Annotated in this window: 22 protein-coding genes; 16 read left to right on the top strand and 6 right to left on the bottom strand. The window is 71.0% G+C overall.

Translation table 11 applies throughout. From position 1 onward, the window contains the following. Positions 1-3: 3 nt before the first annotated feature. From D1369_RS01480 to D1369_RS01470, 3 genes are all read left to right on the top strand, one after another. Positions 4-1,155 (top strand): thiolase family protein, encoded by a 1,152-nt coding sequence (locus D1369_RS01480; RefSeq protein ID WP_007386918.1) that lies wholly within the window; start codon positions 4-6, stop codon positions 1,153-1,155. Then, positions 1,152-1,547: an OB-fold domain-containing protein gene (locus tag D1369_RS01475; protein WP_007386919.1), complete on the top strand. Its 396-nt coding sequence runs from the start codon at positions 1,152-1,154 to the stop codon at positions 1,545-1,547. Before D1369_RS01480 ends, D1369_RS01475 begins: the two co-directional genes overlap by 4 nt. Positions 1,548-1,743: 196 nt before the next feature. Next, positions 1,744-2,529 (top strand): FCD domain-containing protein, encoded by a 786-nt coding sequence (locus tag D1369_RS01470; protein WP_007386920.1) that lies wholly within the window; start codon positions 1,744-1,746, stop codon positions 2,527-2,529. A gap of 3 nt (positions 2,530-2,532) precedes the next feature. Here D1369_RS01470 and D1369_RS01465 read toward each other — a convergent pair whose 3' ends face one another. The 3 genes from D1369_RS01465 to D1369_RS01455 are packed head-to-tail and all read right to left on the bottom strand — an operon-like array spanning position 2,533 to position 5,501. Continuing rightward, positions 2,533-3,558 carry a TIGR03617 family F420-dependent LLM class oxidoreductase gene (locus D1369_RS01465; RefSeq protein WP_007386921.1) on the bottom strand — a complete coding sequence of 342 codons (1,026 nt, stop codon included), beginning with the start codon at positions 3,556-3,558 and terminating at the stop codon, positions 2,533-2,535. Then, positions 3,555-4,712 (bottom strand): acyl-CoA dehydrogenase family protein, encoded by a 1,158-nt coding sequence (locus D1369_RS01460; RefSeq protein WP_007386922.1) that lies wholly within the window; start codon positions 4,710-4,712, stop codon positions 3,555-3,557. The genes D1369_RS01465 and D1369_RS01460 overlap by 4 nt, the downstream gene beginning before the upstream one ends. 3 nt (positions 4,713-4,715) lie before the next feature. Further along, a complete protein-coding gene (locus D1369_RS01455; RefSeq protein WP_237557705.1) occupies positions 4,716-5,501 on the bottom strand; it encodes an enoyl-CoA hydratase/isomerase family protein in 786 nt (261 codons plus the stop codon). Between the two features lie 100 nt (positions 5,502-5,601). Between D1369_RS01455 and D1369_RS01450 the strand changes: the two genes are divergently transcribed. Both D1369_RS01450 and D1369_RS01445 read left to right on the top strand, forming a co-directional pair. Further along, positions 5,602-6,495 carry a crotonase/enoyl-CoA hydratase family protein gene (locus tag D1369_RS01450; protein WP_007386924.1) on the top strand — a complete coding sequence of 298 codons (894 nt, stop codon included), beginning with the start codon at positions 5,602-5,604 and terminating at the stop codon, positions 6,493-6,495. A 189-nt stretch (positions 6,496-6,684) separates the two neighbouring features. Then, positions 6,685-8,091: a family 1 glycosylhydrolase gene (locus D1369_RS01445; RefSeq protein ID WP_037902533.1), complete on the top strand. Its 1,407-nt coding sequence runs from the start codon at positions 6,685-6,687 to the stop codon at positions 8,089-8,091. Between the two features lie 13 nt (positions 8,092-8,104). Here the strand turns inward: D1369_RS01445 and D1369_RS01440 are convergent, their stop codons facing one another. Together D1369_RS01440 and D1369_RS01435 are read right to left on the bottom strand one after the other, a co-directional pair. Beyond that, positions 8,105-8,608, bottom strand: a complete 504-nt coding sequence (locus tag D1369_RS01440; protein ID WP_007386926.1) for a MaoC/PaaZ C-terminal domain-containing protein — start codon at positions 8,606-8,608, stop codon at positions 8,105-8,107. A 27-nt stretch (positions 8,609-8,635) separates the two neighbouring features. Further along, complete coding sequence (locus D1369_RS01435; RefSeq protein ID WP_007386927.1) at positions 8,636-9,457, bottom strand: enoyl-CoA hydratase/isomerase family protein; 822 nt, start codon at positions 9,455-9,457, stop codon at positions 8,636-8,638. Between the two features lie 109 nt (positions 9,458-9,566). On the opposite strand from D1369_RS01435, the gene D1369_RS01430 reads away from it, so the two are divergent. Genes D1369_RS01430 through D1369_RS01415 form a run of 4 tightly spaced genes read left to right on the top strand, consistent with a single transcriptional unit; the run spans position 9,567 to position 13,154 of the window. After that, positions 9,567-10,691, top strand: coding sequence for an acyl-CoA dehydrogenase family protein (locus tag D1369_RS01430; protein ID WP_007386928.1), 1,125 nt, complete (start codon positions 9,567-9,569; stop codon positions 10,689-10,691). A 20-nt stretch (positions 10,692-10,711) separates the two neighbouring features. Further along, positions 10,712-11,890, top strand: coding sequence for an acyl-CoA dehydrogenase family protein (locus D1369_RS01425; RefSeq protein ID WP_007386929.1), 1,179 nt, complete (start codon positions 10,712-10,714; stop codon positions 11,888-11,890). Next, on the top strand, positions 11,887-12,399 hold the full coding sequence (locus D1369_RS01420; protein ID WP_007386930.1) for a nuclear transport factor 2 family protein: 513 nt from the start codon (positions 11,887-11,889) through the stop codon (positions 12,397-12,399). The genes D1369_RS01425 and D1369_RS01420 overlap by 4 nt, the downstream gene beginning before the upstream one ends. Further along, complete coding sequence (locus D1369_RS01415; protein ID WP_037902535.1) at positions 12,399-13,154, top strand: SDR family oxidoreductase; 756 nt, start codon at positions 12,399-12,401, stop codon at positions 13,152-13,154. Before D1369_RS01420 ends, D1369_RS01415 begins: the two co-directional genes overlap by 1 nt. Positions 13,155-13,159: 5 nt before the next feature. On the opposite strand, the gene D1369_RS01410 is transcribed toward D1369_RS01415, so the two are convergent. Then, complete coding sequence (locus D1369_RS01410) at positions 13,160-14,371, bottom strand: CoA transferase (RefSeq protein WP_007386932.1); 1,212 nt, start codon at positions 14,369-14,371, stop codon at positions 13,160-13,162. Between the two features lie 146 nt (positions 14,372-14,517). On the opposite strand from D1369_RS01410, the gene D1369_RS01405 reads away from it, so the two are divergent. From D1369_RS01405 to D1369_RS01375, 7 genes are all read left to right on the top strand, one after another. Further along, entirely contained in the window at positions 14,518-15,009 is a 492-nt protein-coding gene (locus D1369_RS01405; protein WP_007386933.1) for a PaaI family thioesterase, read from the top strand. A 4-nt stretch (positions 15,010-15,013) separates the two neighbouring features. Further along, entirely contained in the window at positions 15,014-15,874 is an 861-nt protein-coding gene (locus D1369_RS01400; protein WP_050789937.1) for an enoyl-CoA hydratase-related protein, read from the top strand. 32 nt (positions 15,875-15,906) lie between these two features. Beyond that, positions 15,907-16,359: a MaoC family dehydratase N-terminal domain-containing protein gene (locus tag D1369_RS01395; protein ID WP_118082204.1), complete on the top strand. Its 453-nt coding sequence runs from the start codon at positions 15,907-15,909 to the stop codon at positions 16,357-16,359. Positions 16,360-16,391: 32 nt separating this feature from the next. Then, positions 16,392-16,778, top strand: coding sequence for a MaoC/PaaZ C-terminal domain-containing protein (locus tag D1369_RS01390; protein ID WP_240436166.1), 387 nt, complete (start codon positions 16,392-16,394; stop codon positions 16,776-16,778). Positions 16,779-16,782: 4 nt separating this feature from the next. Further along, the gene (locus D1369_RS01385) at positions 16,783-18,273 is read left to right on the top strand and encodes a class I adenylate-forming enzyme family protein (protein WP_007386936.1); all 1,491 of its coding nucleotides are present in this window, start codon (positions 16,783-16,785) and stop codon (positions 18,271-18,273) included. Continuing rightward, positions 18,263-19,390 carry a serine hydrolase domain-containing protein gene (locus D1369_RS01380; RefSeq protein WP_007386937.1) on the top strand — a complete coding sequence of 376 codons (1,128 nt, stop codon included), beginning with the start codon at positions 18,263-18,265 and terminating at the stop codon, positions 19,388-19,390. The genes D1369_RS01385 and D1369_RS01380 overlap by 11 nt, the downstream gene beginning before the upstream one ends. Before the next feature lie 237 nt (positions 19,391-19,627). Further along, the gene (locus tag D1369_RS01375; RefSeq protein WP_037902536.1) at positions 19,628-20,317 is read left to right on the top strand and encodes a haloacid dehalogenase type II; all 690 of its coding nucleotides are present in this window, start codon (positions 19,628-19,630) and stop codon (positions 20,315-20,317) included. The last annotated feature ends 175 nt before the right edge of the window (positions 20,318-20,492 follow it).

Raw genomic sequence — 20,492 nt, 5'->3', positions numbered from 1 at the left:
CCGGTGAACCCCCGCCAGCCCGTCGTCGTCGGCGTGCACGCCACCGAACAGGCTCTGACGCTTCCCGACCGCGACGCCATGGACCTCGCCCTCGAAGCGGTACGCGGCGCGATCGCGGACGCCGGACTGATCCCGGCCGACGTCGACGGAGCCCAGGTCGACTGGCCCGGCCCCGGCGGCGTACCCGGCGAGGGCAGCTCTTGGGCGCGCATACTCGGCCGGGACCTGCGCTGGACCAGCGACTCGATGCTCGACAACGCCGGCTCACGGGGCCTGCTGAAGGCAGCCGCCGCCATCAGCGCCGGATACGCGGACACCGTCGTCGTCGGCGGCTGCAAGCTGGTCTCGCGCGGCGCCGGTCCCGTCGGAGCGGGCGTGCCGCTGGAGTTCGCCGACGTGTGGGGCAGCTATGTCGTCGCCCAGTTCGCGCTGGTGGCGGCACGGCACATGCACGAGTACGGCACGACGTCCCGCCAGCTCGCCGAGGTCGCCGCCACCATCCGCAACAACGGCAGCGCCAACCCGGAGGCGATGATGTACGGGCGTGGGCCCTACACCGCCGACGACGTCCTCGCCTCCCGGATGGTGGCCACGCCCTTCCACCTGCTGGACTGCTGCATCGTCGGCGAGGGCGGCGCCGCAATGGTGGTCACTACCGCAGAACGGGCCCGCGACCTGCCCCACCCGGCCGTCGCTGTCCTGGGCGGCGGCATGGAGTACCACCAGGCCGCCTACGCCAACCCGGCCCTGTACCGCGAGGTCGGTCAGCTCGGCAGGGACGCCGCGTCCCGCGCCTACGGCATGGCCGGTGTCGGCCCGCACGACGTGGACGTGTTCTCCCTGTACGACCCCAACTCCTTCGAGGTCATCCGGCAGTTGGAGGCACTCGGCCTGTGCGGCGAGGGCGAGGGCGGACCACTGGCGGCCAGCGGTGCCATCGCCGTGGGCGGCAAGCACCCCGTCAATCCCGACGGGGGCTGTCTGTCGTACGCCTGGAACGGGACCCAGCAGATGACGCTCAAAGTCGTCGAGGCCGTACGGCAGTTGCGCGGCACCGCCGTGCACCAGGTCGAGGGCGCCGAGCTCGCCGTCGTCGGGAACGCCGGGTCCGGCGCGCAGCACTACGAGATGAGCCTGCTGGGGAGGGCACGATGAGCCGGCCCGTACCCGTCCCCACCGAACTGTCCGAACCGTTCTGGGAGGCGGCCCGCCGCGGCGACCTGGTCGTCCCCTGCTGCCCGAGTTGCAATCTGCGCTTCTTCGTCCCCGAGCCCACCTGCCCCGGGTGCATGGCGCCGGACTGGCACTACGCGCCCAGCGCGGGCCGGGGGACCGTCTACTCGGTGACCGTGGTTCACCGCGCCCCAGGCCCCGGCTTCGACACGCCCTTCGCGCTCGCGGTGATCGACCTGGACGACGGCGGCACCCTGCTCTCCCACGTCGACGCCGGCGATCCGGACGCCGTCGCCATCGGTATGCGGGTACGCGTCGACTTCCGGCCCCTCACGGACGAGATCACGTTGCCCTGTTTCGTGCCGGAGCGCTGACCGCGTCGGAGGAAACCGATGAGCGCAGCTCTGCACGGAGTGGCAGAAGCATAAGGACCGCAACGCGGCCTCCAGCGGCCGAACATCTCATTGTCGGAACTCGGTAACCTAGTTTAATCAGTTATCTAGTAGAGTTGGCCGTCTACCCGGTGCTCGGGCTGTGTCCCGCACCCCTGGGTCGGACGGAGGCGGGCCGGTGACGAGTACGACGGGGCGGCAGGGCGGTGGCCGGGTGAACGGCGTGAAGGTCCGTGTGCCCAAGATGGCGGAACTGGTGGCGGCCCAGCTGCGCCGCAAGATCGTGCGTGGGGAACTGGCCGAGGGCGAGGCGCTGCCGGCCGAGTCGGCGCTGATGGCGGAGTTCGCCGTGTCCCGGCCGACGCTGCGTGAGGCGTTCCGGGTACTGGAGTCGGAGTCGCTGATCAGCGTGCGCCGGGGCGCCCGGGGCGGGGCACGGGTGCAGACCCCGGAAGGCACGGTCGCGGCCCGGTATGCCGGCGTGGTCCTCGAATACGGGGGCACGACCCTCAAGGACGTCTACGACGCCCGTACGGTCATCGAGGCACCGTGCGCCGGACTGCTGGCCGAGGGACGCACGGACGGGGACCTGGAGCGGCTGCGGGCCGCCGTCGCCGAAGCCGAGACACTGATGGACGACCCCTCGGCCTTCATCCGTGCCCACATGGAGTTCCACGCCCTGGTCGTCGAACTGGCGGGCAACGAGACGCTGAGCGTCCTCAACGGCATGGTCCGGCACATCATCGACCAGGCGAACTGGTCCCACGTCGACCTGGACGCAGGCAGCCCCGAGAACGTACGGGCCAACCGACGGGGCTTCCGTGCCCACGGCGCGCTCGTCGACCTGGTCGCCGCGCGCCGGACCGAGGCCGCCGAGGAACTGTGGCGTCTCCATCTCCAGGAGGCCGAGGACTACCTGCTGCAGAACAGGTCCATGACCACCGTCCTGGACCTGCTCGGCTGACCGTCACTCGGGTGTGCGCAGCTCCTGCACGATGGGCTCCCACACCTCGGCGTCGATCTCGTACGCCGTGTAGAAGGACACCCGGTCGACCAGCGCCCCGTACCGGCGCCGGATCTCGCCCGCGACCCGCGCCGGTTCTGCCACGACCGCGAAGGCATGCAGCACCTCGTCGTCGACGAGGCGGCTCATCGCCTCCCACTTGTCCTCGCGCCGGGACGTCGACAACGCGTGCAGCTCGTCGCCGAGTTCGCCCCAGCCATGCAGCTCCAGCACCCCGCGGTAGGCGGGTGTGCTGCCGTAGAAGGCGATCTGGGCGCGGGTGCCGTCGATCGCGCGGGTCATCTCCTCCTCCGTGCGGCCGGTCGCGGTCAGCAGCAGATGGGAGACGGCGAAGTCGGCCCGCGTACGGCCGGACGCGGTCAGACCCGCCTCCACGGTCGGCAGGGTCACCTCCCGCAGGTACCGCTCGGTGGTGAAGCCGTGCGCGAGAAGCCCGTCGGCGACCTCGCCGGCCACCCGGGTCATCGCCTGGCCGACAGCGGCCACGAACACCTTGGGCGCGCCGCCGGGAGCGGGCGGCGGAGAGAAGAAGGGCGACATCAGGGTGTGCGAGTAGAAGTCGCCGCGGAAGTCGAGCTTCTCGCCCTCGTTCCACGCGGCCCAGATCGCGTGCAGCGCGCTCACGTACTCCCGCATGCGGGCCGCGGGCCGGCTCCACGGCATGTCGAAGCGCCGCTCGATGTGCGGCTTGATCTGGCTGCCGAGACCGAGTGAGAACCGTCCGCCGGCGTAGGTCTGCAGGTCGTGCGCGGTGTACGCGAGCTGCATGGGGGAGCGGGCGAAGGCCACCGCGATGGCCGTCCCCACCTCGAGGCGGTCGGTGTGCTCGGCCGCCAGCACCAGCGGCAGGAAGGGGTCGTGCTTGGACTCCGACGCCCACAGACCGTCGTAGCCGGCCTTCTCGTGGTGCCGGGCCTCCTCCACGACCTCCGCGGTGCTCCACACGTTGAGCTTGCCGTCGACCTTCATGCCGCTCCCTTGTCCTTGTCCATGCCGATTCTCCGTGCGAGCAGCTCCCGGTGGTACGCCGGATCGCCGAACAGCAGCTGTGACGTCTTGGCCCGCTTCAGATAGAGGTGGGCCGGGTGCTCCCAAGTGAAGCCGATGCCGCCGTGCACCTGGATGTTCTCCTCCGTCGCCCGTACACACGCGTCGGAACAGAACGCCTTCGCCAGACTCGCCACGGCGGGCAGCTCCGGGTCGGCGCTCTCCGAGTTCTCCGCGGCGAGCAGGGCGTAGTGGGCGGCGGCGCGCGCCGACTCCACCTCCAGAAGGACGTCGGCGAGCAGATGTTTCACGGCTTGGAAGGAACCGATGGGCCGCCCGAACTGGTGGCGCACCTTGGCGTACTCCACCGCCATGTCGAGCGCGCGGGAAGCCACCCCGACCTGCTCGGCAGCCAGCGCCACCGCGGCCCGGTCGAGCACCTCCGAGACCAGGTCCCATCCGTCGCCGTGCGTCCGCAGCCGGGTCGCCGGTACGTCCTGGTAGTCGAGGCGGGCCTGGCGGCGGGTCGGGTCCATCGTGGGCAGCGGCGCACGGGTCAGGCCGGGCGCGTCGCCCTCCACGCAGAACACCCCGATGCCGTCGTCGGTGGCGTTCTCGATGCGGGCGACGGTGAGGACGACATCGGCGGTGGCACCGTCCAGGACGAACGTCTTGTGCCCGGTCAGCAGCCAACTCCCGTTGCTCTCCCGTGCGGTGAGCCGGACCCCGGCCGCGTCCCAGCGGGCGGAGTCCTCGGTCAGGGCGAGTGTCCCGACCAGTTCACCGCAGGCCAGGCTCGGCAACAGGCGCTTGCGGGCCTCCTCGTCGGCGCAGCGCAGCAGCGTGGTCGTCGCCAGCACGGCCGAGGACAGGAACGGCGCACACAGCAGCGCGCGGCCCATCTCCCCCATCACCACGCCCACTTCGACCGGCCCGCACCCGGCACCGCCGTACTCCTCAGGGACCGCCAGACCCTGCAGCCCGAGCTCCGTCCCCATCCGGCGCCACAGCGCCCGGTCGAAGCCCTCGGGCGTTTCCATCAGGCGCCGCGTCTCGGTCTCGGGCGAGGTGTGGGCCAGGAACGCCCGTACGGTGCGCCCCAGTTCCTCCTGCTCCTCGCTGAACGCGAAGTCCATGCCTCAGCCCTCCCCGGCGGTCCGGCGACGGGCGCGGGACGCGATGATCTTCTCGACGACGGCGATGTGGTCTTGCGAGTGCATGGTCTCCTGCTCGGCGAGCAGGGCGGGTTCCAGCACGGTGGTGAGCGCCTGCTCCAGGTGCAGGTTCACCGCGCGCTTGGTCTCGCGCAGCGCCTGCGCGGGCAGGGCGGCCAGCCGCCCGGCGAGATCCATGGCCTCGTCCAGGAGCTTGTCCCTGGGCACGGTGCGGTTGGCGATGCCCAGCCGGACGGCCTCCTCGGCGCTCACCCGGTCGCCGAGGAACAGCAGTTCCTTCGCGCGGGTCAGTCCGACGAGCAGGGGAAGGACGAGCGCACCGCCGTCACCCGCGACGAGCGCGATCTGGACGTGCGGGTCGGCCACATAGGCGTCGTCGGCCATCAGGACCAGGTCACTCAGCAACGCCAGGCTGCATCCGAGCCCCACCGCGGGCCCGTTGACGGCCGCGATCACCGGCAGCGGGCAACGGACCATGCCGGTGATGATCCGCCGCGCCTCGTCGACGTTCTGCTCCCGGAAGGCGCGGTCGCGCTGGACCCGGGTCATGATGTCGAAGTTGCCCCCGGCGCTGAACGCCCTGCCGCGCCCGGTGAGCACGACCACCCGGGCCTCCGGGTCGTCGGCGAGCGAGTCCCACAGCGACGCGAGACCCGCGTGCAGCTCCTCGCTCATCGCGTTGAGCTGGTCCGGCCGGTTCAGCTCGATCAGCCGGACCGGCCCGACGGCCGTCACCAAGAGGTCCGTCATCTCCACCGCCATCAGTCGTCATCGAACGAGTCAGTAGAGTTGAATGCTATAACTAATTAAGCTTTCTGGAAACGGCTCGCCGGAGTGACGGAGGACGCGTATGCCGGTGCAGGAGTACGAGACCGTACGGGCCGAGGTGGCGGACCGGATCCTCACCGTCACCCTCGACCGGCCCGAGAAACTCAACGCCTTCAATCCCCGGATGATGGCCGATCTGCTCGACGTCCTGGACGTGGCCGACGCCGACGACGACATACGCGTGATCGTGGTGACCGGCGCCGGGCGCGGCTTCTGCGCGGGCGCCGACGTCAGCGCCGGCGGCTCCTCCTTCGACCACCGCAAGGCGGGCGCCTGGCACCGGGACACCGGCGGCCGGGTCGCCCTGCGGATCTTCTCCAGCACCAAACCGGTCATCGCGGCGATCAACGGCCCGGCCGCGGGCGTCGGGGCCAGCATGACCCTGCCCATGGACATCCGCCTGGCGTCGACCTCGGCGAAGTTCGGCTTCGTCTTCGCCCGTCGCGGCATCGTGCCGGAATCGGCGGCGAGCTGGTTCCTGCCCCGGGCCGTCGGCATGCAGCGGGCCATGGAATGGGTGGCCACGGGCCGCGTCTTCGGCCCGGACGAGGCACTCGCGGCCGGGCTGGTCCGCTCCGTGCATCCGCCGGAGGAACTGCTACCGGCGGCGTACGCACTCGCCCGGGAGATCGCGGAGAACACCTCCGCGGTCTCCGTCGCCCTGTCCCGCCAGATGATGTGGCGGATGCTGGGGGAGCCCCACCCGATGGCCGCCCACCGGCTCGACTCCCGGATCATGAGCCAGATCGGCGGCGGCCCGGACCCCGTGGAGGGCGTTCAGTCGTTTCTCGCCAAAAGGCCACCCGCGTTCCCGGGCCGGGTCAGCAAGGACATGCCACCCCTGTATCCCTGGTGGCAGGAGGAGGACTTCCGCCCCTTGGAGGAGCAGGCACCGGCATCGCAGGGCCAGGGCTGACGACGTTCGACCGCATCGGGCGTCCCCGTCGACGCCCGCCGGAGAACGGCCGAGCTCGGCCCGGAGAGGGCTTGACCTCGTACCGCGAGATCTGGCCGAAACATTGTCGTAGTTTGTTTGACCTGTTAGCGTCCGGTCGGCGGACATTCAGTTGAATGCGCTAAACCATTCACCGCCTGGACGGTAACCATGAGCGATGGTTTCCTGCATGAATCCCTTCGCTGTGTCGACTGGGGGGTCGCCACGGCGGACACCATCGCGGCGCCCCGGCCGGAACGCGGCGGGCACTTCCGGCAGTGGACCGACGACCTCAAGCAGCTGACCGGTGTCGTCGCGGACACCCATCGCATGGTCGCCGGATGGCCGCAGCTCCAGCCCGACGGCCCCGGCAGCTGGGACCGGGACACCCTGGACCGCTGTGACCGCGCGCTCGACGCACTGCTCGCGCACGGCAGCCGCCCCGCCCTCACCCTGCTCGACCGCTCACTGCCGCCGTGGCTGGACGCCGCCGGCGGCTGGCTCGCCCGCGACACCGCCGAGCACTTCGCCGCCTACGCCGCCGAGCTGGGCCGCCGGTTCGGCGACCGGGTGGAACGCTGGATCACCTCCACCGACCTCGCCGGCCCCACGCTCGCGGACCACGTGGCCGGAATGTATCCCCCGAGCCGGGGCGCCGGCCGTGCCGGACTGCCCGCGGTCCACCACATCCTGCTCGCGAACGGGCTCGCCACCCAGGCCCTGAGAGCCACCGGCGCGCGAGGCCGGATCGGCACCACGGTCACCCTCGTGGGCGGCTACCCGGCCACCGACGACCCCTACGACCGGCTCGCCCTGGAACGCCTGGAGAGCTGGACCAACCGACTCTTCCTCGACCCCCTGCTGCTCGGCGCGCACATGGTGACCGAGGACGGCGACTCACCGGTCGAGGACACCGGCTGCGTGCGCCCCGGCGACCTGGACGCCATCACCACCGAGCAGGACCTGCTGGGCCTGTCCTGGCACACCCCGTTCCGCGTCACCGCGCCGGAGAACCTGCCCCGCGTGCTGCCGACGAGTACCTGCCAGAGCGCCCTCAACGAGGTGAACCGCCTGCTCGTGGGTCTGGGCTTCGCGATCGTTCCGTTCGACGACGTGGAGACCACCGCCTACGGCTGGCCGATCATCCCCGAAGGACTCGCCGACGCCGTCGCCGGCCTCTACGAGCTCTACGGCGACATGCTGCCGCCGCTGTCCGTCATCGACAACGGCATGGGCGACCTGGACCTCGTCGACGCCACAGGACACAGCGACGACGACCGGCGCCGGGCCCTGCTGCGCGCCCGGCTCTCCTGGCTGGCCGGACTCACCGCGGCCGGTGTGCGGGTGTGCGGCTACGAGTACTGGTCGGTCCTGGACAACCTGGAGGCCAAGTTCCGCTACACCCGCCTGTACGCGATGGCGGTCCCGGACCACGAGGCCCCGCCGCGTCCCTCGATCCCCTCCGACTGGCTGCACCACGGCGCCTTCGCCGGCGCCGCCGTACCCGAAGCGGGGCGGCCCACCGGTCTGAGTCTGGTGCCGGCCTCGCCTCGGACTCAGGACGGCGCGACCTCGTAGCCCGGCCCCGGGCTCAGGACGGCGCCGGAGCCTCGTAGTCCCTACCGCGGATCAGCCGCACCGGCGTGTAGACGAGGACGTCCGCGTCCCGCTGGTTGCGTACCGTGATCCGGCTGGTCACCACGCCCCGCCCCGGCTTGCTGGAGGGCCTGCAGCCCGTGGTCTCCACGACGGCGTACACGGTGTCGCCGACGTACACCGGACCCAGCATGTCGAGGTCCATGTGCAGGAAGGCGAGGCCTGTGCCGTGCAGCACGTTCGTCTGGAGGACGAGGCCTTCGGCGATGCAGTACGTCAGTCCCCCGGGGACGAGTCGCCCCGTGTAGCCGCCGTCCGCGGCGTGCGAGGCGTCCCAGAAAAGGGGCTCGGTGAAGCCGCCCCAGGTGACGAAGTTGACCAGATCGGTCTCCGTGATGGTGCGGCGGGCGGTCCGGAAGATCTGCCCGACCGGCATTTCCTCAAAGGTCAGCCCCTGGACCAGAAGGGGGATCTCGGTGCTGGTCTGCTGCGGTGCCATGATCGATCGGTTCCTCTCGTGCGGTGGTCACAGGTCGAGCGGGTGCTTGCCGCTGACGCCCTCGAAGTCCGCGGGCCGCTTCTCGCGGTGCGCGGCGAGCCCCTCGACGACCTCGTGCCCGCCGAACCCGAAGAACTCAAGCCCCAGCGAGGCCTCGAAGATCGGCTGAGCGGTGCGGTACCAGTGGTTGAGGGATCGCTTGGTCCAGCTGATCGCGCTGGTGGGCCCGGCTGCCAGGGCGGTCGCCACCCGCAGGGCCTCGGTGTGCACGTCGGCGTCGTCCACGCACTTCGACACCAGCCCGATCCGCTCGGCCTCCTCGCCGGTGAGCGTCTCGCAGGTGAGCAGGTAGTACTTGGCCTTGGCCATGCCGCACAGCAGCGGCCAGCAGATGGCGGCATGGTCACCGGCCGCGACACCGAGCCGCGTGTGCCCGTCGACGATCTTCGCCGTGCGGGCGACGACGGAGATGTCCGCCAGCATGCCGATGACCAGCCCCGCCCCGACCGCCGGGCCGTGGATCGCGGAGACCACCGGCTTGGAGCAGTTGAGCACGCCGTAGGCCATGTCCCGCGCCTCCCGCATCACCCGGGCGCGCACCGCGTAGTCCTCGGTCATGGCCTCGATGGAGTCGAAGGTCCCGCCCGCCGAGAACGCCCGGCCCGCCCCCTGGACGAGCACCGCGCGGGTCTCCTGGTCCCGGTCGACGACGGACCAGATGTCGGCGAGTTCACCGTGCATCCGTGGATCCACGGCGTTGAGGTTCGGGGCGTCGAGCACGATCCGCAGCACGCCGGGCGCGGGCCGCTCGAAGGTCAGGCTCGTGAACGGGGCGTAGGGATCGGTCACGTCGCGCTCCTGGTGTATTCAGTGTGGATACTATAATTATCTAACTGTATCGAGAGGTGGGCGGCAAGCAGGCCGCACGTGACGTTGCACCGAGGACGGGAAGCTCGGCATGGATCTCACCTTCAGCGAGGAACAGGACGAACTGCGCAAGGTCGTCCGCTCGTTCCTCGCCAAACACTCCGACGAGGCGACCGTGCGCCGCCTGGCCGCCGACGCTCAGGGTCACGACCCCGTCGTCTGGCGGCGGATGGCCGGAGAGCTCGGCCTCCAGGGGCTCGCCGTACCGGAGGAGTACGGCGGCTCCGGTTTCGGCTACGTCGATCTCGGCATCGTCTTCGAGGAGGCGGGCCGCGCGCTGCTCGGCGGCCCGTACTTCGCCACCGTCGCTCTGGCCGTCGAGGCCCTGTTGCGCTGCTCCGACGAGCAGGCCCGGCACGACTTCCTGCCGGGCATCGTGTCCGGCGAGACGGTGGCCACGCTGGCGCTCACCGAGGACAGCGGCCACTGGGACGAGCAGGGCATCGGGCTCACCGCAGTCCGTGACGAGACAGGCGCCTGGCAGCTGACCGGCGTAAAGGCGTACGTCCCCGACGGACACCTCGCCGACCTGCTCCTGGTAGCCGCCCGCACCCCCTCGGGCATCAGCCTCCTGGCCGTCGAGACCGCAGACGCACCCGGTCTGACCCGCACGCCGCTCCCCACCCTCGACCAGACCCGCAAACAGGCCCGGATCGAGTTCGCGGACACCCCCGCCCGCCTCCTCGGCCCTGAGGGCACGGCCTGGCCGGCCCTGGAGCGCACTCTCGCCACCGCCGCCGTACTCCTGGCCGCCGAACAGGTCGGGGGAGCCGCGGCCGCCCTGGACGCCGCCGTGGCGTACGCCAAGATTCGCGAGCAGTACGGTCGGCCCATCGGCTCGTTCCAGGGAATCAAGCACAAGTGCGCAGACATGCTCATGGAGATCGAGTCCGCCCGCTCGGCCGCGTACGGCGGACTGTGGGCGCTGGACGAGGGCGACGGGACGGAGATCACGATCGCCGCCGCCCTCGCCCAGGCCTTCTGCTCGGAGGCGTTCACCAAGGTCGCCGCCGACAACATCCAGGTCCACGGCGGCATCGGCTTCACCTGGGAGCACCCCGCGCACCTGTACTTCAAGCGGGCCAAGAGCTCCGAGGTCCTGCTCGGCACACCGTCGTACCACCGGGAACTGCTCGCCACCCGGCTCGGCATCTGAGACCTCAGGGAGAAGCTGACATGGAGCTGGACTTCGGGCCCGAAGTACGTGACTTCCGCGACGAGGTGCGGGACTGGCTGTCGGACCACCTGGTGGGGGAGTTCGCCGAGCACAGGGGCGTGGGCGGCCCCACCGACGGAGCCGCCTGGGAGGTCCGCCTCGCCTGGGACCGTGAACTGTCCGCCGGGGGCTGGCTGGGCGTCGGCTGGCCCCGGGAGTACGGTGGACGCGGACTCGGGCTGCTTGAGGAGATCGTCTTCGAGTACGAGTACGCCCGCGTGAACGCCCCCTACCGGGCCACCGTCAACGCCCTCGACCTGCTCGGCCCGATGCTCCTCAAGATGGGCAGCGAGACGCAGAAGAAGCGTTTCCTGCCGCCGATCCTCGCCGTCGAGGAACTGTGGGGCCAGGGCTTCAGCGAGCCCGGCGCCGGCTCCGACCTGGCGTCCGTGCGCACCCGGGCGGAACGGGACGGCGACGAGTGGGTGGTCAGCGGACAGAAGGTGTGGACCTCGTTCGGCGTGCACGCCGACTGGCTCTACGTCCTCACCCGCACCGACCCGCAGTCCGTGCGGCACAAGGGCCTGAGCCTGCTGCTGGTGCCCACCGACCAGCCCGGCGTGGAGATCCGCCCCATCCGCAACCTCGCAGGGCAGGACGAGTTCGCCGAGGTCTTCCTGTCCGACGCCCGCACGAGCGCCGACATGGTCGTCGGCGAGGTCGGCCAGGGCTGGCGCACCGCGATGGCCACGCTCGGCATCGAACGCGGCACCACACTCCTGCCCCAGCAGCTCACCTTCGAGCGGGAGGCCGAGGCACTGATCGACCTGGCCCGCGAGCGGGGCGCGCTCGACGACCCGATGCTGCGCCGCCGTATCGTCGACGCCTGGATCTCCGTACGCATCATGCGCACCACCAACCTGCGCACCATCGCCGAACTGACCGCCGGTCGCACGCCGGGAGCACAGGCCACCACCGCGAAGCTGTACGCGTCGACCAGGCACCAGCAACTCGGTCAGCTGGCCACGGAGCTGGCGGGCCCGGCCGGACAGATCGTCGGCGAGGACTACGCCCTGGACCGTCGGCAGCGCTCCTTCCTGCTGGCCCTCGCCGAGACGATCTACGGCGGGTCGAGCGAGATCCAGCGCAACATCATCGGAGAACAGGTCCTGGGCCTGCCGAAGGAGCCGCGCCCGTGACGCCGATCGAGGACCGTCTCGACCGCGTCGAGTCGCAGCTCGCCATCCAGCAACTGCCCATCCGCTACGCGCTCGCCGTGGACGGCCGCGACCTGGACGCCTGGGTCGGCTGTTTCCGGCCCGACGTGGACATGGGGCGCCACGGCCGCGGCCGGGCTGTCCTGCGGCAGCACATCGAACCCCAGCTGCGCGGCTTCCACCGGTCGGTCCACCAGATCTGCGGCCATCGCGTCGAGTTCACCGGTCGCGACACGGCGACCGGCGCGGTGTACTGCCGGGCCGAACACGAGGTGGGAGACCGGTGGATCGTGATGGCGATCTGCTACCGGGACGACTACGCGCGCGTGCACGGCGAGTGGTACTTCTCCCGGCGCCGCGAGCGGCACTGGTACGCGGCGGACGTGACCGAGCGCCCCCAGGCGGTGGGATTCAGGGGCTGGGAGGGTGCCGGAGAGCCGGCGCTGCCCGAGGCCTTCCCCTCCTGGTCGGCCTTCTGGAAGGAGACGTGATGGCACGGTTGTCAGGGAAGACGGCGCTGGTCACCGGCGGCGGGCAGGGTGTGGGGCGCGGTATCGCGCTCGCGCTGGCCGCCGAGGGGGCGGCCGTGGTGATTACCGGCCGCACCGAGAGCAAGTTGAAGGACACGGCCGGGGAGATCGCCGAGCGCGGGGGACGGACGTACACCGTGGTGGGGGACGTGGGGGAGCGCGAGGACGTCGACCGCATGGTGGCCGAGACGGTACGGGAGTTCGGCGGTCTCGACGTGCTCGTCAACAACGCGCAGTCCTCGGTGCAGCGCCGGCTGTCGGAGACGTCGTACGAGGATGTCGAACTCACCTACCGCAGTGGACCGTTGGCCGTCTTCCACGCCATGCGGGCAGCCCTGCCCCATCTCAAGGAGAGCCGTGGCAGCATCGTGAACCTCGGTTCGTCGGCCGCCGTGCAGGGTGAGGCGACCTTCGCGGCGTACGCGATGGCCAAGGAGGCGATCCGCGGCCTGAGCCGGGTCGCCGCGCGGGAGTGGGGCGCCTACGGGATCCGCGTGAACGTCATCTGTCCGGCCGCGTTGAGCCCGGCGGCGGAGGACTACCTCGCCGCGCACCCGCACAAGGCGGACGAGCTCGCCCGGCAGATCCCGTTGGGCCGGCTCGGAGACCCGGAGGCCGACATCGGCCGGGCGGTGGCCGCGCTCGTCAGCGACGACATGGCCTATCTGACGGGCGCGACGCTGATGCTGGAGGGCGGCCGGACCCTGATCGGCTGACGCCGCTACACGACGCCCCGGTCCCGCAGCGCGGCCAGCTGACTGTCCGTCACCCCCGCGAGTGCGGTGAGTACTTCGGCCGTGTGCTCACCCAGCGCCGGCGGCGGCGCGTACCCCTCGACCGGCGTCGCCGTGAACCGGATCGGGTTGGCGAGCATCGACAGGTGTCCGGAGGCCGGGTCCTCGACCTCGATCAGCATGCCCCGGTGCTGTATCTGCGGGTCGGCGAAGACCTCGGGCATCTCGTTGTACGGGCCCGCGGGCACGTCGTGGGCGTCGAGTACGGTCAGCCACTCGTCCCGGGTGCGGGTGCGCAGGATCGCCGCCAGCACCGGCAGGATCTCCTCGCGGTGGGCGATCCGGGCGGGGGTCGTGGCGAACCGTTCGTCCTGGAGGAGGTCGGTGCGGTCGGCCGCGGCGCAGAACGCGGCGAACTGCTTGTCGTTGCCCGCGACCAGGAAGATCGGCCGGTCCTTGCAGGGGAAGGCCTGCGAGGGGATCCCGCCGTAGCCGCCGTTGCCGCGCCGCTGCGGAACCTCGCCGGAGACCAGGTAGTTCATCGCAAAGTGGGACAGCGAGGCCAGGCCGCAGTCCAGCAGGGACAGGTCGATGAACTGGCCCTCGCCGGTGCGGTCCCGGTGGCGCAGGGCCGCGAGGACGGCCGTGGAGGCGTACAGCCCCGTGAGGATGTCGATCATGCTGACGCCGACCTTCATCGGCTCCTCGGGGTGCCCGGAGACGCTCATCATCCCGGACATGGCCTGGAAGATGCCGTCGTAGCCAGGGCGGTCGGCGTACGGGCCGGTCTGACCGAAGCCGGTCACCGAGAGGTAGACGAGGCGCGGGTTGAGTGCGCGCAGGCTCTCGTGGTCGAGACCGTACTTCGCCAGCGTGCCCGTCCGGAAGTTCTCGACCACGACGTCGGACCGCGCGGCGAGGGCGCGGATCAGCTCCTGCCCCTCGGTGGAGGCGTGGTTGACGGTGACCGACCGCTTGTTGCGGTTGCAGGAGAGGTAGAAGGCGGCGGTGTCGGTCCGGTCGCCCTCGGGTCCGGGGGCGAAGGGAGGGCCGTACGTCCGGGAGTCGTCCCCCGATCCTGGCCGCTCGACCTTGATCACCTCGGCGCCCAGATCGGCGAGCATCTGGGTGGCCAGCGGCGCGGCGAGGATGCGGGACAGATCGAGCACGCGGATCCCGGCCAGTGCGGTCGACGGCATCTGGGTCTCCCTCTGTTCACGGACAGCGAATCAGTTATATAAATAATACATCTAGGGGGTCGGATGCGGCCCTCATGATTGCCTCATCTATTCAATTCATGTAACTATATGGATCGGCCGTCAGGCCGGGACCGGAGGGCGGGCTGATGACCGTCGCGGCGAGGACCCTCACCGATCAGGAACAGCGCGAACGCCGGGCCTGGTTCCGGGCCCGCTGGGAGCGCGGGGTCGCCTTCAACCGGCGCTGCCGCATCCGGGTGACGCGCTGGGAGGCGGACGGCGTCGAGATCGTGCTCCCCTACGCCGAGTCCCTCTCGGCCCACGAGGACGTCTTCCACGGCGGCGTCATCTCCGCGCTCATCGACACCGCCGGCGCCGGAGCCGTGATCGCCGGGCACGACTTCACCAAGGGCAGCCGACTCAGCACCGTGTCGATGTCGGTGCAGTACCTCGCACCCGCCCGCGGCCGTGAGGCGGTCGCGTACGCGCGCTGTGTGCGGCGGGGCGGCCGGGTGCACTTCGCCGACGTCGACGTGCGGGCCGACGGACGCATCTGCGCCCGCGGACAGGTGGTGGTGACCATCTCCGGGGAGCGGCCCGGCGTCGGCGACCCGATCGAACCGCTGGACGAGGAGTGACGTGATGCCCGAGGAAACCGTGGTGGCCCCCGAGGACCTGGACCTGGTCCTGTACGAGGTGGACGAGGACGGCGTCGCCACCGTCACCCTCAACCGGCCCGAGCGCAAGAACGCGTGGAGCCTGCCGATGGAGCGCCGCTTCTTCGCGCTTCTCGACGAGGCCGCACAGGACCCCGCCGTCAGAGTCGTGATCATCACCGGTGCGGGCAGGGCCTTCTGCCCGGGGATGGACATGGAGCGGCTTGAGCAGAACTCGCAGCCGGGGGAGTCCCTGAACCTCCAGGCCCGCGTCCCCATGTACAGCAGGCGGAACATGCCGAAGCCGCTGATCGCCGCCGTCAACGGCGCCTGCGCGGGCATCGGCCTGGTCCAGGCGCTCATCTGCGACGTCCGCTTCGCCGCCCGCGGGGCCCGCTTCACCACCGCGTTCACCCGCCGCGGCCTGGCCGGCGAGTACAACCTGCCGTACGTCCTGCCGCGCGTCATCGGCCTCGAGAACGCGCTCGACCTCCTGCTGTCCGGCCGCGTCTTCGACGCCGACGAGGCGAAGAGCCTCGGCCTGGTCAGCCGCGTCGTGGAACCCGCGGACCTGCTCGACGCCGCCCGCGCCTACGCCCGGGACATCGCCCGCAACTGCTCACCGCGGGCCATGGCCGTCCTGCGGCATCAGGTGTACGGCGACCTGGACCGCACCTTCACCGACGCCCTCGCCCGCTCCTACTCCGCCATGGAGTTCTTCGCGGGCTCGCCCGACTTCCGTGAGGGCGTGTCGAGCTTCGTGGAGAAGCGGGAGCCCAAGTTCGAGGGACTGCCCCCCGACTTCGACCCGGACGAGGCCACGCGCGACGCGTTTCTGCCGTACTGATCTGCCGTACTGATTTCGAGGAGCACACGCGGATGACAGGGCAACCCTTCCCCGTCGAGGCCGGGCACATCATGATGTTCGCCCGCGCCATCGGTGACGAGAACCCGGCGTTCCAGGGCGAGTCGGCGCTGGCACCGCCCACCTTCACCATGGCGAGCGCCCAGTACGACCCCGACTACCACCTGCGTCCCAAGCCGGACGAGGAGTGGTTCGGGTCAGGGCGTGACGCGGGCGTCATGGCCGAGGGCGGTGGCGGGCTCCACGCCGAGCAGCACTTCGAGTACCACCGCCCGGTGCGCGCCGGCGAGACCCTCTACGCGCACAACAGCACCGGACGCAGCTGGGAGAAGCAGGGCCGCACCGGCCGCCTGCTCTTCAGCGAGCGCATCACCGAGTACCGGGACGCCGACGGCGAACCGGTCGTCAGTGCCGTGACCGTGGCCGTCGTCCCCGAGGGCCCGGCGACCCCGAAGGACGCCCGATGAGCCTGAGCCCCGACGACATCAAGGTCGGCGAGATGCGCGAGAGCGTCCTCGTCGACGACCTCAAGCGCACCCGGATCGTGCAGTACGCGGGCGCGTCCGGCGACTTCAACCCCCTGCACACCGACGAGCGGTTCGCCGTCGAGGCCGCGGGCTATCCCGGCGTGTTCGCCCACGGCATGCTGACGATGGGCATGACCGGCCGGGTCCTGACCGACTGGGTCGGCACCGAGGCGCTGCTGCGCTACGGCGTGCGCTTCAAGGCCCAGGTCTGGCCCGGCGACACCCTCACCGCCACGGCCACCGTCGAGGCGATCGAGGACACGCCGACCGGCCCGGTCGCCCACTTCACCCTGCGCACCGTCAACCAGGACGGCGCCGAGGTGGTCACCGGCACCGCGGCGGCCCGTCTGGACCCCTGAGCCGATGGCCGCCGCACAGGAAGGGATGCAGGCGGCCACCTGGACCGCCATGGTGAGCCGCGCCTACGACCACGCCCGTCCCGCCGTCCGGTTCGGCGACCTGACCTGGACCGGATGTGAACTCCTCGACCGTGCGGCCGGTGCGGCCGACTGGCTGGACACCCTCGGCCTGCGGCCCGGCGAACCCGTGCCCGCACTGGTCGCCACCTCCGCCGACGCCCTCGCGCTGGTGATCGGAGGTGCCGGCTCCGGCCACCCGCTCGCCCCGCTCGGCGTCCGCATGACGGCGTACGAGATCGCCGCCGTGGTCAAGGAGACACGGACCCAAGTCCTGCTGGCGCAGCCCGAGTTCGCCGACCTCGGCAGGCAGGTCGCCGAACTGACCGGCCGCCGGATCGCCATCGTGCCCGAACTGGCCCCCAGCGGACGGCGGTTGACTGCCGAACCCGACGACCTCGCCGCCGTCCTGCACACGTCCGGAACGACGGGCCTGCCCAAACCCGTCCCCATGAGCCAACGGCGTCTGGCCGCCCGGGCACGGGTCAACGGGCGGCTGTGCGATCTCGACCCCGACAGCTTCTACGGCGGCAGCGCGCCCTTCCACCACATCGCGGGCCTCGGCAACATCGCCGTAGCCCTCGCCGCCGGCGCCCTGGTCACCGGCCTGCCCCGCTTCACCGTCGAGGGCTGGGCCCTGCTGCGGGACCTCGGCACCACGCACACCAGCATGGTCCCCGCGATGCTGGAGACCCTGCTGGCGGCCGGACAGGCTCGCCACGAGACACTGCGGACCCTCCAGTACGGCGGCGCACCTGTCCGCCCCGGCACCCTGCGCCGGACGTACGAGGCGATGCCCGGCGTCCGGATGCTCAACATGTTCGGACAGACCGAGGGCTCGCCGATCAGCGTGCTCACCCCGGAGGACCACCGAGAGGCGGTGGCCGGACGCACCGAGCTGCTGCGGTCGGTGGGGCGGCCCGCACCCGGTGTCGAGATCAGGGTCCACGACCCCGGCCCGGACGGCATCGGAGAGATCCACGCCCGCGCCGACCACCTCTTCAGGATCGATGCCGAGGGCTGGCTGCACAGCGGCGACCTGGGCCGTGTGGCGGAGGACGGGTATCTCTACCTGCTCGGCCGACGCACCGACATGATCATCCGTGGTGGCGAGAACGTCCACCCGCTGGAGGTGGAGACGGTCCTGTCCGCGCACCCCGGGGTGGCGGACGTCGCGGTCACCGGCGTGCCGGACGAGCGGCTCGGCCAGACCGTCGTCGCCTTCGTCGTCCCCGCCGATCCCGACGCCCCACCGCAGCCCGCGGCACTCGCAAGCCACACCCGCGCCCGGCTGTCCGGGTTCAAGGTCCCCGTCCGCTGGTGGTTCGTGGACGACCTGCCGCGCAACGCGAACGGCAAGGTCGTACGGCGAAGCCTTCGGGAGCCCACTGCACCCACCGCGCCCGCCGCGCTCGAAGGAGACCCATGTGACGCTTGACCACTCGGTCGTCGCCCCGCAGACCCTCGGCGTCGACCCGCACCGGCTGGACGTACTGCTGCGCCGGATCCGTCTGGAGGTCGAGCACGGACGGTTGCCGTCCGCGCAGGTCGCCGTGGCGCGGGGCGGAAGACTGGTCGCCTGCGAGACCTGGGGGGACGCCGAACCGTCCACGCGATACGTCCTGCAGTCCGTCGGGCGGTCGATCGTCGCGGGCGCGGTCTGGAAGCTGATCGGCGAGGGCCTGCTGGATGTGACCGAGCACGTCGCCGCGATCATCCCGGAGTTCGCGCCCAACGGGAAGGAGGAGGTGACGGTCGAGCAAGTGCTCACCCACACCGCCGGCTTCCCCTTCGCTCCGCTCGGGTACCCGAAGATGCTCGACCGCGACCAGCGCCTCGCCGCCTTCGGCCGCTGGCGGCTCGACTACCCGCCCGGCAGCCGCTTCCAGTTCCACCTCACCTCGGCGGCCTGGCTGGTCGCCGAGATCGTGGAGCGGCGTACGGGCCTTGCCTTCGCCGACTACCTGCGCGAGCGGATCGCCGTACCGCTCGGCCTGTCCTCGCTCGAACTCGGCGTCCCGCTGGACCGGCAGGCAGGCACCGTCGCCCTGATGACCGCCACCGACCGTACGAGCGACGACCAGGAGCCCGACCCCTGGGGCCCCTGGTACCTGTCCGACCCGCGGGTGCTGGCAGCCGGGGAGCCCAGCCACGCGCTGGTCGCCACGGCCGCCGACGTCGCCCTGTACTTCCAGGCGCTGGAACACTCGGGACTGTGGAAGCCGGAGGCCGTGGCCGAGGGCACCCGGATCCGGCTGACGGACCACCCGCACGGGGAGCAGATCTACGGCGGTGGCTCCAACTGCCGTACCAGCATGGGCCTGTTCGTCACCGTGGCCGGACCGGACGCGGGCAGCAACCTGCCGTCCACCGGCTCACCCGCCCTCTTCGGCAGCGCCGGAGCCGCCTACCAACTCGGCTTCATGGACCCCGAGACCGGTCTGTCCTTCGCCTGTCTGAGCAACGGCTACCCCCTCGCCGGCTACGACCACTCCCGGCGCGGCACGGCACTGCTCACCAACATCGCGAATCTCGCGGCGGATCTCACGGACTAGGGCCGGTCCAGCGGATCATGGACGGATCCACGCCGTGTCTCTGAGCTGCTGGTCGCTCGCTCCAGGGGCCTGCTCTGAGATGGCCCCGCCGGGCGTGCCTTGTGGCTTCGCGGGCGTGGTTGGCGACGTCGACGGCGCTGCCTCACAGGATCTGCGGTGCGGGAATCCGGGTGGCTGCCAGCCGCGTTCGGCCAACAGCCACTCACGCGCGCCGCTTTCGTCCAGGAGACCTCTCTCATGGCAGAGCCAAAGATCGATGCCGTCGTATTCGACGTGCTCGGCACACTCGTCGACGAACCCGCCGGTATCCGCGCCGGCATTCGTGAACTCGACCCATCGCTCGACGATCCCGAGGTCGAACAGCTTTTGTCCCTGTGGCGGCAGCACATCGACCGCGCGCAACGCCGCATCCTCGACGGCGCCCGGCCGTACCGCACCAGCGACGTCCTTGACCTGGAAGCCGCCCGGCTCGTCGCCGATGCCGCCGGAGTCGACGATCCGGCCGCCGTAGCGGCGCTGGCCCTGTCAGCTCGCAGGCTCCCGCCGTGGCCCGACACCGTGGCAGGGCTCGCCCGACTCGCCGAACGGTTCCCGCTGATCGGACTCTCGAATGCGAGCCGGACGGCGCTGTTGGAACTCAACGCCCACGCCGGACTGCGCTGGCACCAGGCTCTGTCCGCCGAAGACGCCCGTACCTACAAGCCGGACCCAGCGGTCTACCAGTTGGCCGTCACCGTCTCCGGACGACCGCCGGAGCGGCTCCTGATGGTCGCCGCCCATGCCTGGGACCTGCGCGGAGCACAGGGCCTCGGCCTGCGCACCGCCTTCATCGCCCGCCCCGTCGGAGACCCGCCCACATCCTCGGACGGGTTCGACCTGCACGCCGACGATCTTTCCGGCCTGGCCGATCAACTCGACCATGCCTAAAGGCGTGTCCGGCGGGTCATCGGCGGAGCCAGAGGCCACGGCCAGGAAAGGCCATCGGCCGCCCGCGTGATGTGCCGTAACCGAACCGGTCGTGTCAGGCCGACCACGCTCACTGCCGCATCTGCCGGGCTCAGGCGACCTGGGTGATCAAGGTCGGCGGCAAGGTGCCAGTAGG

Origin of the sequence: Streptomyces sp. CC0208 (assembly GCF_003443735.1) — a bacterium.
GTDB lineage: Bacteria > Actinomycetota > Actinomycetes > Streptomycetales > Streptomycetaceae > Streptomyces > Streptomyces sviceus.
The sequence above is the reverse complement of the archived record's forward strand: the minus strand, read 5'-3'. Positions and strand labels throughout refer to the sequence as shown.

Excerpts from the sequence above, each read along its gene's own strand:
- D1369_RS01475 (WP_007386919.1), top strand. The coding sequence starts at position 1,152 with ATGAGCCGGCCCGTACCCGTCCCCACCGAACTGTCCGAACCGTTCTGG.
- D1369_RS01465 (WP_007386921.1), bottom strand. The coding sequence starts at position 3,558 with ATGAAGGTCGACGGCAAGCTCAACGTGTGGAGCACCGCGGAGGTCGTG.
- D1369_RS01460 (WP_007386922.1), bottom strand. The coding sequence starts at position 4,712 with ATGGACTTCGCGTTCAGCGAGGAGCAGGAGGAACTGGGGCGCACCGTA.
- D1369_RS01455 (WP_237557705.1), bottom strand. The coding sequence starts at position 5,501 with ATGACGGACCTCTTGGTGACGGCCGTCGGGCCGGTCCGGCTGATCGAG.
- D1369_RS01450 (WP_007386924.1), top strand. The coding sequence starts at position 5,602 with ATGCCGGTGCAGGAGTACGAGACCGTACGGGCCGAGGTGGCGGACCGG.
- D1369_RS01445 (WP_037902533.1), top strand. The coding sequence starts at position 6,685 with ATGAGCGATGGTTTCCTGCATGAATCCCTTCGCTGTGTCGACTGGGGG.
- D1369_RS01440 (WP_007386926.1), bottom strand. The coding sequence starts at position 8,608 with ATGGCACCGCAGCAGACCAGCACCGAGATCCCCCTTCTGGTCCAGGGG.
- D1369_RS01430 (WP_007386928.1), top strand. The coding sequence starts at position 9,567 with ATGGATCTCACCTTCAGCGAGGAACAGGACGAACTGCGCAAGGTCGTC.
- D1369_RS01425 (WP_007386929.1), top strand. The coding sequence starts at position 10,712 with ATGGAGCTGGACTTCGGGCCCGAAGTACGTGACTTCCGCGACGAGGTG.
- D1369_RS01415 (WP_037902535.1), top strand. The coding sequence starts at position 12,399 with ATGGCACGGTTGTCAGGGAAGACGGCGCTGGTCACCGGCGGCGGGCAG.
- D1369_RS01410 (WP_007386932.1), bottom strand. The coding sequence starts at position 14,371 with ATGCCGTCGACCGCACTGGCCGGGATCCGCGTGCTCGATCTGTCCCGC.
- D1369_RS01405 (WP_007386933.1), top strand. The coding sequence starts at position 14,518 with ATGACCGTCGCGGCGAGGACCCTCACCGATCAGGAACAGCGCGAACGC.
- D1369_RS01400 (WP_050789937.1), top strand. The coding sequence starts at position 15,014 with ATGCCCGAGGAAACCGTGGTGGCCCCCGAGGACCTGGACCTGGTCCTG.
- D1369_RS01395 (WP_118082204.1), top strand. The coding sequence starts at position 15,907 with ATGACAGGGCAACCCTTCCCCGTCGAGGCCGGGCACATCATGATGTTC.
- D1369_RS01390 (WP_240436166.1), top strand. The coding sequence starts at position 16,392 with ATGCGCGAGAGCGTCCTCGTCGACGACCTCAAGCGCACCCGGATCGTG.
- D1369_RS01385 (WP_007386936.1), top strand. The coding sequence starts at position 16,783 with ATGGCCGCCGCACAGGAAGGGATGCAGGCGGCCACCTGGACCGCCATG.
- D1369_RS01375 (WP_037902536.1), top strand. The coding sequence starts at position 19,628 with ATGGCAGAGCCAAAGATCGATGCCGTCGTATTCGACGTGCTCGGCACA.